The sequence below is a fragment of the Streptomyces sp. NPDC088766 genome (assembly GCF_044750845.1).
GTDB lineage: Bacteria > Actinomycetota > Actinomycetes > Streptomycetales > Streptomycetaceae > Streptomyces.
This window is the reverse complement of sequence record NZ_JBIVKQ010000007.1, coordinates 186,344-200,075: the sequence shown is the minus strand read 5'-3', so window position 1 is coordinate 200,075 and position 13,732 is coordinate 186,344. Positions and strand designations below refer to the sequence as shown.

The following is a 13,732-nucleotide window of genomic DNA, read 5'->3' as shown; positions in this document are numbered from 1 at the left end:
GTCCGATGACCCTCGCCCCGCCCCCGCCCCGTGCCCGGACGCTGTCGCCGGTGCTGCCCGTCGTCGCCGTGGTGGCCCTGCTCGCGCTGCCGGGCTCCCCCGGCGGTGAGGGCGGCGCGGGACCGGCCGACGCGTGCTCCGCGCTCGTCGTGCTGTTCTGCGCGGTCCGGCTGCTGCGGCAGCGGCGGCGCCCGCTGTCCCGTACGGCGGCCGTGGTGCTGGGGCTGCCGGTGGCCGGGCTCGCGCTCGCCGCGATGGGGGCGTCCTCGCCGGGCGCGGGGATCGGTGGCCTCGGCCGCTATCTCCAGGTGTTCGTCCTGGTCCCGGCGGCGGTGCTGCTGCTGATCCGCGACCGGTCCGACTTCCGGCTGCTGGCCTGGTCGTTCGTCGCCCTCGCGGGCTGGCAGGGCGCGGTCGGCGTGCACCAGTACGTCACCGGGACGGGCGCCTCCTACCAGGGCGAGGAGATCCGGGCGGTCGGCACCTTCGGGGCGCAGGACGTGATGGGCATGGCGACGGTCGTGTCCTTCGGGCTGGTCTGCGCGGTCGGCCTGGCCCTGGGCCGGTCCCCGGCACGGCAGCGGGCCGTCGCCACCGCCTGCGCCCTCGGGCTGCTGCTGCCGCTCGCGCTGTCCTTCAGCCGGGGCGCGTGGATCGCGACGGCGGTGACCTGCTCGGCGCAGCTGGTGCTGGCCGGACCGCGGCGGGCGCTGAAGGCCGGCGCGGTGGCGGTGGCGGCGGGCGTGGTCCTGGTCGGCGGCCTCGGCGTCGGCACGGCGATGCTCCAGGAGCGCATCAGCAGCATCACGCAGGTTGCGGACGCCCCCGACCAGTCGGTCACCGACCGGTACACGATGTGGGCGGCGGCGGCCGGCATGTGGCGCGAACACCCGCTGACCGGGGTCGGGTTGAAGGGTTTCCCCGAACACCGGGACGCGCACGCCTCGCTGGCGCTGTCCGCCGGCAGCGACACCGAGGGCGCCGGCGCCGGCTTCCGCAAGCAGCCGCTGCTGTCCCCGCACAACATGTACCTGCTGGTCCTGGGCGAGCAGGGCCTGATCGGGCTGCTCGCGCTGGCGGGCAGCTGGCTGGCCCTGCTGGTGTGCGCGCTGCGGGGGCTGATCCGGACCCGTCGCGCGGGCGGCCTCGACTGCGCCCTCGTCGCCTGCGGCCTGCTCGTCTGGCAGCTCACCGACTTCCTGTACGCCGACATCGGCGGGCCCTCGACGGTGCTGACGGCGGTGGTGCTGGGGCTCGCGGCCTGGTGGGCGCTGGCCGGGGGCGAGCAGACCCGCGGGGTCGAAGGGCCGGCCGGGCACGGGCGGCGCGCGCAGACGCTCGGGAGCGGTGGGCGCGAGGAGGCGCTCGGGCGATGACGGTGACGCCTTCCCGGTCCCCGCGGGCGGACGGCGACGCGGCCGACGGCACGGTCGTACCGCCGGCGCGGCCCGCCGCCCGGCCCGGGGGGACGGCCGGGGAGTCGCGGGAGTCGCGGGCGTCCGGTGGGTTCCTGGCCCGTGCCGCCCTGGTCACCGCCGTCCTGTCGGTGGCCGGGTCGCTGCTCGGGCTGGTCCGCGATCAGGCGCTGGCCCGGCTGTTCGGGGCGGGCCGGGACACGGACGCCTTCCTCGTGGCGTGGACGGTGCCGGAGTTCGCGGCCACGCTGCTCATCGAGGACGGGCTGGCGTTCGCGCTGATCCCGGCGTTCAGCCTGGCCCTGGCCCGGCGCGCCCAGGGGGTCGGCGGCGACCCGGTCCGCGCCCTGGTCGCCGGGACGCTCCCGCGGCTGTCGCTGGCGTTCGTGGCGGCCGGCGTCCTCGTGGCGGCGCTCGCCCCGCAGTTGGTCGGGGTCCTCGCGCCCGGCCTGCCCGACCCCGGGCTCGCCGTCGACTGCACCCGGCTCACGGCGACCTGCGTGGTGAGCTTCGGGCTCGCCGGGTACTGCAGCGCGGCCCTGCGCGCGCACCGGCGGTTCGTGGCACCGGCGGCGATCTACGTGGCGTACAACACCGGGATCGTCACGGGGATGTTCGTGCTCGGCGAACGCTGGGGGGTGCGGTCGGCGGCGGTCGGGGTCGCGGTCGGCGGCTTTCTGATGGTGGCCGTGCAACTGCCCTCACTGTGGCAGCAGTTGCGCAGACGCGGGGCACGTCCGGTGGGCGACGCCGCCGAGGAGCCGCGGCCGCTGGGCGGGGCCGTGGTGGCGACCGTGCTGCTGTTCGCGCTGTGCCGGCAGTCGCAGGTCCTGGTCGAGCGGTTCCTCGCCTCGCAGCTGCCGTCGGGGGCGATCTCGCACCTGAACTACGCCCAGAAGGTCGCGCAGATGCCGATGATCCTGTCGGTGATGGTGTGCACGGTCACCTTCCCGGTGGTCGCGCGCGCACTGGCCGAGGGCGACACCGAGCGGGCCCGCGACCGGGTGCAGCAGGACCTGGCACTGGCCGCGTGCGTGGTGCTGCTCGGCACGGCGGCGGTCGTCGCCTGCGCGCCGCAGATGATCGAACTGTTCTTCCAGCGGGGCGCGTTCACCGCGGGGGACACGGCGGCGACGGCGGGCGTGATGCGGGTGTACGCGTTCGGGCTGCTCGGTCAGACGCTGGTCGGGGTGCTGGCCCGCTCCTACTTCTCGACGGGTCGCGCCTCCTGGTACCCGGCCGGCGCGATGGCCGTCGGGATCCTCACGACCTCCGGGCTGGGCGCGCTGTGCGTGGCGCCCTGGGGGGTGTACGGGATCGCCGCCGCCAACGCGGCCGGCATCACCGTCACCGCCCTGGTGCTGCTGGCCGGCACCGCGGGCGGACCGGCCGGCTCACGCCCGCGGCGGGGCGCGCACCGCGTGCCGCGCAGCGTCCCGCTCCATGTCCCGCGCGTCGTGAACGAGTTGAGCCGGCCGGTACTGGCCGCTCTGGCCGCGGCCCCCGCCGGCGCCTTCGCCGGGGGCCGCTTCGGCGACCCCGCGGCGGGGCTGGCCGCCGGGTCGCTCGCCGTGACCGCCGTCTTCGTCCTGCTGGGCTGGGCGCTGGGCGCCCAGGGCATCGCCTCCGCACTCCGATCCGTTCGTTCCGCGACCCGAAGGCTCCCGCATGTCCGTTCCCGTTGACACCGCAACCGGCCCCGTCCCCTGGGTGGCGATGTACCACTCCGTGGGCGACTGCTCCGACGACCCGTACCGCATCACGGTCACGCCCGAGCGGCTGGACCGGCAACTGACCCTGCTGGCGCGGTGGGGCCTGCGAGGTGTCTCGCTGGCCGAGCTGCTCGCCGCCCGCGCGCGGGGCGAGGGTCGCGACCTGGCCGGCCTGACCTTCGACGACGGCTACGCCGACTTCCTCACCGGCGCCCTGCCCGTGCTGCGCCGGCACGGCTGCACCGCGACCCTCTTCGTGCTGCCCGGCCGCCTCGGCGGCGACAACGCCTGGGACCCGCTCGGCCCGCGCAGACCGCTGCTGACCGCCGACGGCATCCGCGAGGCCGCGGCCGAGGGCGTCGAGATCGGCTCGCACGGCCTGACCCACGTCGACCTCACCCGGGCGGACGACCGCACCCTGACGGCCGAGACCGCCGGCAGCCGCGCCGCGCTCGTCGAACTGCTCGGCACCGGGATCGCGGGATTCTGCTACCCGTACGGGACGGTCGACCGGCGCGCCGTGGACGCCGTACGGGACGCCGGGTACGCGTACGCCTGCGCGATCGACCCCGGTCCGCTGACCGGCCCGTACGCCCTGCCGCGCATCCACGTCGGGCAGAACGACACCGCCGCCCGGCTGTTCCTCAAGCACCGGCTGCACCGGCTGCGCCGCCGTCCCGTGGCAGGCCTGCGATGAGGGCGCTGCACGTCATCACGGGGCTCGGGGTCGGCGGTGCCGAGCAGCAACTGCGGCTGCTGCTGCGCCACCTGCCCGCCGACTGCGACGTCGTGACGCTGACCAACCCGGGGCCGGTGGCCGACGGGCTGACCGCGGACGGGGTGCGCGTCGTCCACCTCGGCATGGCCGGCAACCGCGACCTGGCCGCCCTGCCCCGCCTGGTCCGGATCGTCCGCTCCGGGCGCTACGACCTCGTCCACACCCACCTCTACCGCGCCTGCCTCTACGGCCGCCTCGCCGCCCGGCTCGCCGGGGTGCGCGCCGTCGTCGCCACCGAACACTCCCTGGGCGACTCCCAGATGGAGGGCCGTCCGCTCACCCCGGGCGTCCGCGCCCTGTACCTGGCCGGCGAGCGGCTGGGCCGCACCACGGTCGCCGTCTCCCCCACGGTCGCCGAACGCCTGCGGCGCTGGGGTGTCCGGGCCGACCGGATCGAGGTCGTCCCCAACGGCATCGATCTGGCCCGGTTCGGCTTCGACCCGGTCCGGCGCCACCGCACCCGCCGCCGTCTGGGCCTGCCCGACCACGCCCGGGTCATCGGCGGCATCGGGCGCCTGCACCCGGGCAAACGCTTCGACGTCCTGGTCACCGCCCTCGCCGCGCTCCCGGCCGACCACTACCTGCTGCTGGTCGGCGGCGGTCCCGAGGAGAGCGCGCTGCGCCGCACCGCGCACGAGGCCGGTGTCTCCGACCGCGTCCTGTTCACCGGCGAGCGGCCCTGCGTCCCGGACGGCGGCCCCGGCCCCGACCTGCCCTCGCTCGTCTGCGCGATGGACGTCCTCGTCTCCCCCTCGCCAGAGGAGGCGTTCGGCCTGGCCGTCGTCGAGGCCCTCGCCTCGGGACTGCCGGTGCTGTACGCGTCCTGCCCGGCGCTCGAGGACCTCCCCGCGCACACCGCGCCCGCCGCCCGGCGCGTCACCGGCGGCCCCGAGGCCTTCGCGCGGGCGCTCGCCGAGACCCGCGCCGCCGCCCCCGGCCCGCGCACCGTGCCCGAGGCCGCCCGGCACTACGACATCACCCGCAGCGCCGCCCGGCTCATGGACGTGTACACGGCCACGGCGGCCCGCCGGCCCCTGCCGTCCCCCTCGTCCGCCCCGTCACCTCAGGGAGTGCCTTTCTCATGACCGACAACCCCACCCGCCCGCACCGCCGAGCCGGCGTCATGGGCCGCGCCAGGACGCTCCCGCCGTGGTCCCTGCTCGCCGTCGGCGCCCTCACCGGTGGCCTCCTCGGCGGCGCCTACGGCGTCCTGAAGCCGCCCGTGTACAGCGCCACGGCGTACGTCGTCGCCGTGCCCGCCGAGAAGTCCGACCCGGCGTCCGCACTCGGCTTCGCGCAGGCCTACGGCCGGGTCGCCACCCAGCTGGCGGTGCTCGGGGACGCGCAGGTGTGGGCGGGCGTACCGGTGCGGACTCTCCAGGGCGCGGTGCGCACGGCGACCTCGCCCGACGCGCCGATGGTGTCGATCACCGCGACCTCCTCGCGCGCCGACCTGGCCGCCGACATGGCCAACGCGGTGTCGCGCGCGCTGACCCGGCACGCCGCCGCGGCGAAGGCCACCACCCACGTCGAACTCGAGCCGTTCGCCCGCGCGGTCGAGCCCGCCGAGCCGTCCTCGGCCTCCCCCGCACTGACCGCTCTGGTCGGCGCGAGCGCGGGCGGCCTGCTGGGCGGTCTGTTCCTGCTGGTGCGGCCGAGGGGGAGCAGGCCGGAGCCCGGGAGACCGGCCGCCGTACCGAGCCCGGCACTCGCCGCCGACTCCCACGGAACGCTGTGAAGCCGGCGTACCTCACCGAAGTCGTCACCGACGAGCAGGACTTCGCCGCCCTGGCCCCCGCCTGGGCGCGCCTGTACCGGCGGTGCGCGACGGCCACCCCGTTCCAGAGCCATCCCTGGCTGCACTCGTGGTGGCTGTCCTACGGCGGACGCGGCCGGCTGCGGCTGCTGGTGGTGCGCTCCGGCGACGACCTCCTCGCCGTCGCCCCGCTGATGGCCGTACGCCGCCCGCTGCCCGCCCTGGTGCCGCTCGGCGGGGCGATCTCCGACTACGGGGACGTCCTGGTCGACGACGAGCGGGGGGAGACGGCCGTCGCCGCGCTCACCGAGGCGCTCGCCGCGGCCGCCCGCACCGCGCTGATCGACTTCCGCGAGGTCCGGCCGGGCAGCGCGGTCGAGCAGGTCTACGAGCGATGGAGCGGGCCGCGGCGCCGGGTGAGCGACTCGGTGTGCCTGGAGCTGCCCGCCGTACCGATGGACGAGCTGGTGGCGCGGCTGCCGTCGGCGAAGGCGCAGCGGGTGCGCGCCAAGCTGCGCCGGCTGACCGCGCTCGGCGTGCGGCGCGAGGTGGTCCGCCCGGACGAGGTGGACTCGGCGCTGCGGCGGCTGCTGGAGCTGCACCGGTTGCAGTGGCAGGGCCGCAAGGTGACCGACGAGCATCTGCGCGACCGGTTCTGCGAGCACCTGGTGCGCTCGGTGGGCCCGATGGTGCGCTCCGGGGACGCGGTGGTCACCGAGTTCCGCCTCGACGACGACGTGGTGGCCGTCGACCTCACCCTGCTCTCGCGCCGCCTGGCCGGCGGCTACCTCTACGGCGCCCACCCACGGCTGCGCGAACACAAGGCGGACGTGGCGGTGATACTGCTCGACGCCTGCGCGGAGCACACCCGGCACGAGGCGCGCGGCACCCTGAGCCTGCTGCGCGGCAACGAGCCGTACAAGCACCACTGGCGGCCGGAACCGGTCGTCAACCAGCGGCTGCTGCTGGCCCGCCGGCGCACCGCCCCGCTGCTGTCGGCGGCGGTGTGGGACGTGGCCGCGCGACGGCGGGGCAAGGAGCTGGTGCGCCGCTGGGAGGAGCGGCGGGAACATCCGGACCGGGGCGACGAGCGGGACCGGCGGGAACGTGCCGCCGGCGGCAGGTCCTGACGTGGGCCTGCCGCCGGCGGGGGCGCTCCGCGGGGACGGTTCAGGAGCTGCGCAGCCACCAGTCCATGCGCACGCACAGCTTGCCGCCCATCCAGTACTCGGCCCAGTCGCCGAGGTCCAGCGGCGAGCAGTCCACCGTGGGCTGCGGGGCCGGCCCGGTCGTGGGCCCGGTCGAGGGCACGGGTGTCGCCGGTGCGGCCGGGGCCGTGGCCGTGGCCGTCGGTTCGGTCGCCGGTTCGTCGGTGCGGCCGGAGAGGACCGTGCGGTAGACCTCCGACGCCTCGGGGTTCTTCGAGCACTGCCACACGCCGTGCGGGCAGTAGTCGGTCACCGTGTTGTACAGCGGTTTGTGCTCGTCCATCCAGGCGAGCATGCGCCGCATGTACTCGGCGTTGTCACCGTTGCGGAAGAGACCCCATTCCGGATAGGAGATGGGCTTGCCGTGGCTTCTGGCGAAGTCCACGTGTTCCTGGAGCCCGTAGGGCTCGGTCACCTGCTCGTCGAAGGAGATCCCGGCCGGCTGGTCGTAGGAGTCCATTCCGATGATGTCGACGGTGTCGTCCCCCGGATAGCACTCGGTCCAGGGAACGGCGTCCCGGCCACGGCTCGGCGTGAAGTCGAACGTGAATCTCTGGCCCGGCACGGCCCGCATGGCGGTGACGATCCGCTTCCAGTACGTCTTCCAGGCCTGCGGGTCCGGCCCGCAGCGATGGGTGTACGTGATGCCGTTCATCTCCCAGCCGAGCACGATCACCGTGTCCGGCACGTTCGCCTTCACCAGCCGCTCGGCCAGAGCGCGGAAGTGGTGGTCGAACCGGCCCGCCGCGCCCTGCCGCAGCAGCCGTCGCACCTCGGCGTCGGAGACGCCCTCCTCGTTGCGCTCCAGCATGGGGACGTTCAGGACGAGCATCCTGTCGTCCTTCTCGGCCCGCCAGTGGGCCCACACGTCGAGGAAGCCGGGCCGGCCCTCGATGTTGCTCCACCGGTCGCCGGGCAGGTAGGTGTGGCCGACGCGCAGCTCGGCGCCGCCCAGCCAGCCGCTGAGCTGGGCCATCCGGGCAACGCCCAGCGGACCGTAGTCGAGGTAGGCGCCGAAGGCGGGGCCGGACCTGGCGGTCGGCGCCGGAGTACCGGTCGCGGTCGGAGAGGGGACCGGAGCCGGAGTCGCCGTCACGCTCGGGCTCGCGGTCGGTGCCGGGATGCCCGCGGGAGTCTTGGCCGGTGCCGGTCCGGCGGAGGTCTCCGGTCCGGCGGGGGTCTCCGGTCCGGCGGGGACGAGGACGCCCGGCGTGGGAACGGGAGGACCGGCGACCCGCGCCACCCCCACGCCCGCGGCGAATCCGGGACCGGACGCCAGCACCGCCGACGCCGCGACCGCCGCCGCGACGACGCCCAGCCGCCGGGACCGGGCGCGTCGCTGCTGTGGGGTCATGCCTGCTCCTTTCGCCGCTCTCGTGCTGTCACCCGATGCGCAAGCGCATGACTGACACGCAGTCATATGAAAGTCACAGGAAAAGGAACCACGCCACCGGCGTTACGGCTTTCGAGTGTCCCGATGGCCCGCACCGGTGAAACAACCGAAGGAAGAAGACGTGTCGCAGCTCGACACCCGCGTCCCCGCCGTACTCCTGCGCATCGACCGGAATCCCTTTCACCACGGAACCCTGGGTGCCGTGCGCTCGCTCGGCAGAGCCGGGATCGACGTCCATCTGGTCGCCGAGGTCACCGGAAGTCCCGTCCGCAGATCCCGGTTCGTCGGCCGGCTGCATCCCCCGCCACCGCCCGGCGCCGCCCTCGCCGACATCGCCGGCGCGCTGCTCCGGGTCGCCGCACGCGTCGCGCGGCCGGCCGTCCTGATCCCGATGGACGACGCGGGCGCCGTGGCGGTGAGCCGCCTGCGCGCGGAACTGGCGCCCGCCTACCTGCTGCCGCAGCAGCCCGCCGCGCTGCCCGAACGCGTCGCCGACAAGGCCGAACTGGCCGCGCTGTGCGCGGCGGCGGACATCCCGCACCCGGTCACCGTCGTCCCGGACAGCGCGTCGCAGGCCGCGTCCGCCGCCTGGCGGCTCGGCCTGCCGGTGATGGCGAAGTGGAGCCGGCCCTGGCTGCTGCCGGCCGGGTCCGGACTGCGCAGCACGGCCGTGGTGCGCTCCCCGCAGGAGGCCCGCGAGTTGTACGTGCGCAGCGAGGAGGCCGGCAGCCGGCTGCTGCTCCAGGAGTTCCTTCCGCCGGGCACCGACCGCGACTGGTTCTTCCACGGGTACGCCGACCGTGCGGGCACGCTGCGCGGCGGCGGCCCCGGCCGCAAGCTGCGCGCCCGGCCGCGCGGCGCGGGACTGACGGCGGTCGGCCAATGGGTCCCGAACCCGGAACTGCCGGCCCTCGCCGAACGCCTCACCGCGCAGCTCGGCTACCGCGGCATCCTCGACCTCGACTTCCGCCGCTGCGGCACCACCGGCCGCTACCACCTGCTCGACTTCAACCCGCGCCCCGGCGCGCAGTTCCGCCTCTTCACCGACACCGCGGGTCTCGACGTCGTGCGCGCCCAGCACCTCGACCTGACCCACCGTCCGCTGCCGGACGGCCGGGCGCTCCCCGGGCGGACCTTCGTCGTGGAGAACTACGCGCCGCTGACCGCCCTGCGCCGGGCCGCGCCCGGCGGTCGCGAACTCGCCTGGCACGCCGGGGACGACCCCGCTCCCGGCCGGGCCATGTGGGGCCTGTGGACCGCCCATGCGACCCGCCGGCTGCCGGGCCGGCTGCGCCGGATCGGCGCGGCGGGCGCGACCGGCGTCCGGCCCCGCGTGGTCCGCCAGGGCCCGCCGCCCCCGTCGTCCCTGACCGGATTGCCCGAGGTACCGCACGCACCCCACGCGTCGGCCGTTCCGGCCGTTCCGACCGCGGCCGACCCGGCCGACGACGAGAGAGCGGGCAGCCGCTGATGCACGACCCGCTGGTGGTGGGGGCCGGCCCGTACGGCCTGTCGGTCGCGTCCCCTGCCGCGGCCACCGTGCTCGGCCCGCGGGTCTTCGGCCGGCCGACGGCCTCCTGGCGCGCCCCCGTGCCCGCCGGCAGGTACCCGAAGTCCGAGTCGTGGGCGTCGGTGTTCGCCCGGTGCGGGCAGGTCTTCGTGGCCCGCGCGGTCGCTCCCTTCACGGCGGGGAGCCTCGTGCGCGGGGTGCGCCGCCCGCTGCGGGGCGGAGTGCCGGGCAGCGGCGCGGTTCCGGCGCCCGGCGGGCTGACACGACAGGGCGCGCCGGACGTCCTGCGGCTCTGAGGACCGGCACGAGCACCGGGCGCGTGCGAGGCGTCCGGCGCTCGTCGCCGTCAGCGACGGAAGGCGGCGCGGCCTCGTCGGTACAGCAGGGCGCCCGCGGTGATCAGCGCGGCGCTGACCCCCGAGGCGGCGAGCAGCGCCCCGCTGCCGGTCTGCGGCAGCTCCGGCCGGTTCCCGCCGGGCGGAGGCGGGGACGGGTGCTCACCGTGATGCGGAGGCGGGGTGGAGTGACCGCCGGGCGGGGGCGGGGTGTGGCCACCGGGGGGCGGGGTCGTGTGCCCGCCCGGAGGCGGAGACGTGTGACCACCGGGCGGAGGAGTCGTCTCACCGCCGGGGGGCGGGGTCGTCTCACCGCCGCATGTGTCACCGTAACCGCCGCAGTCCTCCTCGGGGCTGTCGCCGTAGCCGGGCTCGCCACCACCGGAATCGGAGTCGCCGTAACCGGACTCGTCCTTGCCGGACTGGGAGTCCCCGTGACCGGGCTTGTCCTTGCCGGACTGGGGGTCGCCGTAACCGGACTTTTCCTCGCCGGACTGGGGGTCGCCGTAACCGGACTCGTCCATGCCGGACGGGGAGTCACCCTGGCCGCGCTCGCCACCACCGGAGCCGGAGTCGCCGTAACCAGACTCGTCCTTGCCGGACGGGGAGTCGCCGTAACCGGACTCGTCCTCACCGGACGGGGAGTCACCGTAACCAGACTCGTCCTTACCGGACGGGGAGTCGCCGTAACCGGACTCGTCCTCACCGGACGGGGAGTCACCGTGGGCGCGCTCACCACCACCGGAGCCGGAGTCGGAGCCGTCGTGGCCGGGCTCCTCCTCGCCGTGCGGCGGTGCCTCGTGGGAGTGGTCCTGCCCGTGCGTGCCGGAGGTGTTCGCACAGGAGTCGGCGAAGACGGGATTCAGGGCGGCGGCGATGTCGGCCGAGTCGCCGCAGGCGTTCGCCGGGACGGTCGGCGGAGCCGCGGCTCCGTTGCCCGACACGGCTCCGGGCGCGTTCCCGGCCGCGCCGTCCGTGTGTGAGTCGGCGAGGGCGGAACCGGCGTACAGGGACAGGATGCTCGTCGCAGCGGCGGCCGCGACCATTCCCCTGCTCAGGGTCTGTCGCAATCTCGTGGTCCTTCTTCGAAGAAGTGGGAAAGCCGGCCCTGAACGTGGAGCGGTTGTCCAAGGCCGGCCTTGACCCAGCCGTGCGGCTGGTGTGACGGCGTCGTCAGTCGTTGACGCAGACGTTGCCGGCCGACGGGTTCAGCAGCGCGAGGACGTTGATCGTGTTGCCGCACACGTTGACGGGAATGTGGATCGGAACCTGCACCACGTTGCCCGAGAGGACACCCGGGGAACCGACGGCAGCTCCGTTGGCACCGGAGTCGGCAAAGGCCGGAGCAGCGGCCCCACCCAGGGCCAGGACCAGACCCGCGACGACAGCAGCGCTCTTCTTCATGACTTTCCCTTCTCTGCGGTCATGCCTCGATGACGGTCGGAAGAACCGAGCGAGCACAGCCGGAACGGCTCGCACCATGACCTGCAAGGTTGCAAACGAGAGATAGCCGCCGGAGGAAACCGACGAACGCGTGGCGCCGGTCAATTCACTCGAACGCCCTCGTAAGAACAACCCGTTGGGACCAGTGGGAGGAATCGCCTCCCGGAGCGAGGGTAGGGAGGAATGACGGGACGCGGCCAAAAGGACGCCGGACGGCCCGCGCGAAACGCTCGGGCCGTCCGGCGGACGAGAGTGCGGCGGACCGTCAGTCGTTGCCCACGCCGTTGCCCGACAGGGCCGAGATGTCGTCCAGGATGTGCGACAGCGGCTCGTCGCCCTTGGCCTGGGTGGAGTTCTCGGCGCACTGCTGGTTCTGCGGGGCCGACAGGACCGGGACGTCCTGGACGGCGACCGGCACCAGGACCCCCAGCAGCGGCCCCACGTTCGCCTTGACCGGGACGCCCGCGCACAGCTTGTTGACGGAGCCCTGGACCAGCGTGGCCTGCGGGCTCATGTCGCCCTTGGTCACCGAGTTGCCGAACGCCTCGCGCGCGCCGTTGCCGCTGGCGGAGGTGGTACCGCTGTCGTCCCCGATGGCAAGCGCCTGGGGGGCGGCCGCCGCCGAGACACCGACGACGGAAACGGCGACCGCCGCCGCGGCCATTGCCTTCTTCAGCATTTCGCTTTTCCTTTCCCTGCCCTGGCTCCCGGCCAGGACGATCTGCCTGCCCCCACTCAACCCGGTGCGCCGATTTTGGTTGCGGCTCGTCACCCGATCGGTTTCACCGACGCATGACGCGGCCCGGAGAGGACCCCGACTCTTTTCCGTTAGTCGGCCTGCCCGGCCATAGGCCATCGGAGTGAAGGAGAGGAACCAAACGGGGTCGAGGCAGTTGATCAGAACACTCCGGAGCACGGGGTATCTCAGAAGGGACTAGCAAGTGATCAAGAAGGTTCTCGCCACGGCCGCGGTCGCCGCCTCCGTCGTCGGCGTCTCCGCTGCTGCAGCCGCCCCGGCCCTCGCGATCGGCAACGACAGCGGTACGACCTCCGCCAGCGGCAACGGCGCCCGCCAGGAGTTCGGCAACTCGGCCACCTACGGCAACATGAGCCCCCAGATGGCGCTCATCCAGGGCTCCCTCAACAAGCCCTGCATCGGCCTGCCGGCCAAGGCCAACGTCGGTTCACTCATCGGCCTCGTCCCGATCGCCGTCCAGGACATCCCGATCCTGTCGGCCCCGCAGAACCAGCAGTGCGTCGAGAACAGCACCCAGGCCAAGGGCGACGAGCCGCTGTCGCACATCCTGGACGACATCTCGGTGCTCGCAGGCAACGGCGCCGCGAACAACTGAGTGCGGACGAGGTGAACGGGTCCCTTCTCCGACCCGGGCGCTTTCTCCGCCCCGCCGACGGGCCGCCGGATCACCGGCGGCCCGCTGCTCGGCCCGTGCGGGAACGGCACTCGGCCCGAGCCGAAGGGACCACCGGACATCCTCGGCACCGTGACACCCGTGCCCGGGGCGCGTACGCCTGCCGGCGATGGGCGCGCGGATCAGATCCGCGGTGCACTGCGCCAATCGGGGCAAAGCGCGCAACCCCGTACCACCGGAAAACGTTAATGATCATGCGCCTCCTCCCCCGGAGTCCGCTTTTTTTCGAAGGGAAACAACCATGAAGAAGCTGTGGGCAACCGCGGCCGTCGCCGCCTCCGTGGCCGGCGTCGCGATCGCGTCCGCACCGCAGGCCCTGGCCATCGGCGACGACAGCGGCACCACTTCCGCCAGCGGCAACGGCGCCAGCCAGGAGTTCGGCAACTCGGCCACGTTCGGCGACATGAGCCCGCAGCTCTCGCTGGTCCAGGGTTCGCTGAACAAGCCCTGTGTCGGCCTGCCGGTCAAGGCCAACGTGGGCTCGCTCGTCGGCCTCGTCCCGATCGCCGTCCAGGACATCCCGATCCTGTCGGCCCCGCAGAACCAGCAGTGCGTCGAGAACTCCACCCAGGCCAAGGGCGACGAACCGCTGTCGCACATCCTGGACGACATCTCGGCCCTGTCGGGCAACGGCGCGGGCAACCGCTGAGTCCGGCCTACCGCGGGCGGCGGGCACCGGTTCTTCCGGTGCCCGCCGTTTCGTCGTCCGCCGGTCCGGCTCGCGGGACTCGTCGAAGCCGTCGGACGCGGCC

The 13,732-nt window shown here is 74.4% G+C and carries 14 protein-coding genes; 10 read left to right on the top strand and 4 right to left on the bottom strand.

From position 1 onward, the window contains the following. Positions 1–5 precede the first annotated feature (5 nt). Genes ACIP5W_RS12680 through ACIP5W_RS12655 form a run of 6 tightly spaced genes read left to right on the top strand, consistent with a single transcriptional unit; the run spans position 6 to position 6,791 of the window. Positions 6–1,376 carry an O-antigen ligase family protein gene (locus ACIP5W_RS12680; RefSeq protein WP_401470943.1) on the top strand — a complete coding sequence of 457 codons (1,371 nt, stop codon included), beginning with the start codon at positions 6–8 and terminating at the stop codon, positions 1,374–1,376. Continuing rightward, positions 1,373–3,100: a lipid II flippase MurJ gene (locus ACIP5W_RS12675; RefSeq protein ID WP_401470940.1), complete on the top strand. Its 1,728-nt coding sequence runs from the start codon at positions 1,373–1,375 to the stop codon at positions 3,098–3,100. Before ACIP5W_RS12680 ends, ACIP5W_RS12675 begins: the two co-directional genes overlap by 4 nt. Next, positions 3,084–3,824, top strand: a complete 741-nt coding sequence (locus ACIP5W_RS12670) for a polysaccharide deacetylase family protein (protein ID WP_401470937.1) — start codon at positions 3,084–3,086, stop codon at positions 3,822–3,824. The genes ACIP5W_RS12675 and ACIP5W_RS12670 overlap by 17 nt, the downstream gene beginning before the upstream one ends. Continuing rightward, positions 3,821–4,990, top strand: a complete 1,170-nt coding sequence (locus tag ACIP5W_RS12665; protein ID WP_401470934.1) for a glycosyltransferase — start codon at positions 3,821–3,823, stop codon at positions 4,988–4,990. Before ACIP5W_RS12670 ends, ACIP5W_RS12665 begins: the two co-directional genes overlap by 4 nt. Further along, positions 4,987–5,643: a lipopolysaccharide biosynthesis protein gene (locus ACIP5W_RS12660; protein WP_401470931.1), complete on the top strand. Its 657-nt coding sequence runs from the start codon at positions 4,987–4,989 to the stop codon at positions 5,641–5,643. The genes ACIP5W_RS12665 and ACIP5W_RS12660 overlap by 4 nt, the downstream gene beginning before the upstream one ends. Beyond that, entirely contained in the window at positions 5,640–6,791 is a 1,152-nt protein-coding gene (locus ACIP5W_RS12655) for a GNAT family N-acetyltransferase (RefSeq protein ID WP_401470928.1), read from the top strand. Before ACIP5W_RS12660 ends, ACIP5W_RS12655 begins: the two co-directional genes overlap by 4 nt. A gap of 40 nt (positions 6,792–6,831) precedes the next feature. Here ACIP5W_RS12655 and ACIP5W_RS12650 read toward each other — a convergent pair whose 3' ends face one another. Further along, entirely contained in the window at positions 6,832–8,223 is a 1,392-nt protein-coding gene (locus tag ACIP5W_RS12650) for a glycosyl hydrolase (RefSeq protein WP_401470925.1), read from the bottom strand. 160 nt (positions 8,224–8,383) lie between these two features. Between ACIP5W_RS12650 and ACIP5W_RS12645 the strand changes: the two genes are divergently transcribed. Further along, the gene (locus ACIP5W_RS12645; RefSeq protein WP_401470922.1) at positions 8,384–9,733 is read left to right on the top strand and encodes an ATP-grasp domain-containing protein; all 1,350 of its coding nucleotides are present in this window, start codon (positions 8,384–8,386) and stop codon (positions 9,731–9,733) included. After that, the gene (locus tag ACIP5W_RS12640) at positions 9,733–10,068 is read left to right on the top strand and encodes a hypothetical protein (RefSeq protein ID WP_401470919.1); all 336 of its coding nucleotides are present in this window, start codon (positions 9,733–9,735) and stop codon (positions 10,066–10,068) included. The genes ACIP5W_RS12645 and ACIP5W_RS12640 overlap by 1 nt, the downstream gene beginning before the upstream one ends. Positions 10,069–10,118: 50 nt before the next feature. On the opposite strand, the gene ACIP5W_RS12635 is transcribed toward ACIP5W_RS12640, so the two are convergent. From ACIP5W_RS12635 to ACIP5W_RS12625, 3 genes are all read right to left on the bottom strand, one after another. After that, entirely contained in the window at positions 10,119–11,177 is a 1,059-nt protein-coding gene (locus ACIP5W_RS12635; protein WP_401470916.1) for a chaplin, read from the bottom strand. Between the two features lie 103 nt (positions 11,178–11,280). Beyond that, positions 11,281–11,511 (bottom strand): chaplin, encoded by a 231-nt coding sequence (locus tag ACIP5W_RS12630; RefSeq protein WP_401470913.1) that lies wholly within the window; start codon positions 11,509–11,511, stop codon positions 11,281–11,283. A gap of 304 nt (positions 11,512–11,815) precedes the next feature. Beyond that, positions 11,816–12,229, bottom strand: a complete 414-nt coding sequence (locus ACIP5W_RS12625) for a rodlin (RefSeq protein WP_401470910.1) — start codon at positions 12,227–12,229, stop codon at positions 11,816–11,818. A gap of 262 nt (positions 12,230–12,491) precedes the next feature. On the opposite strand from ACIP5W_RS12625, the gene ACIP5W_RS12620 reads away from it, so the two are divergent. Next, positions 12,492–12,902, top strand: coding sequence for a rodlin (locus ACIP5W_RS12620; protein ID WP_401470907.1), 411 nt, complete (start codon positions 12,492–12,494; stop codon positions 12,900–12,902). A gap of 319 nt (positions 12,903–13,221) precedes the next feature. Further along, positions 13,222–13,629: a rodlin gene (locus tag ACIP5W_RS12615; protein WP_401470904.1), complete on the top strand. Its 408-nt coding sequence runs from the start codon at positions 13,222–13,224 to the stop codon at positions 13,627–13,629. The last annotated feature ends 103 nt before the right edge of the window (positions 13,630–13,732 follow it).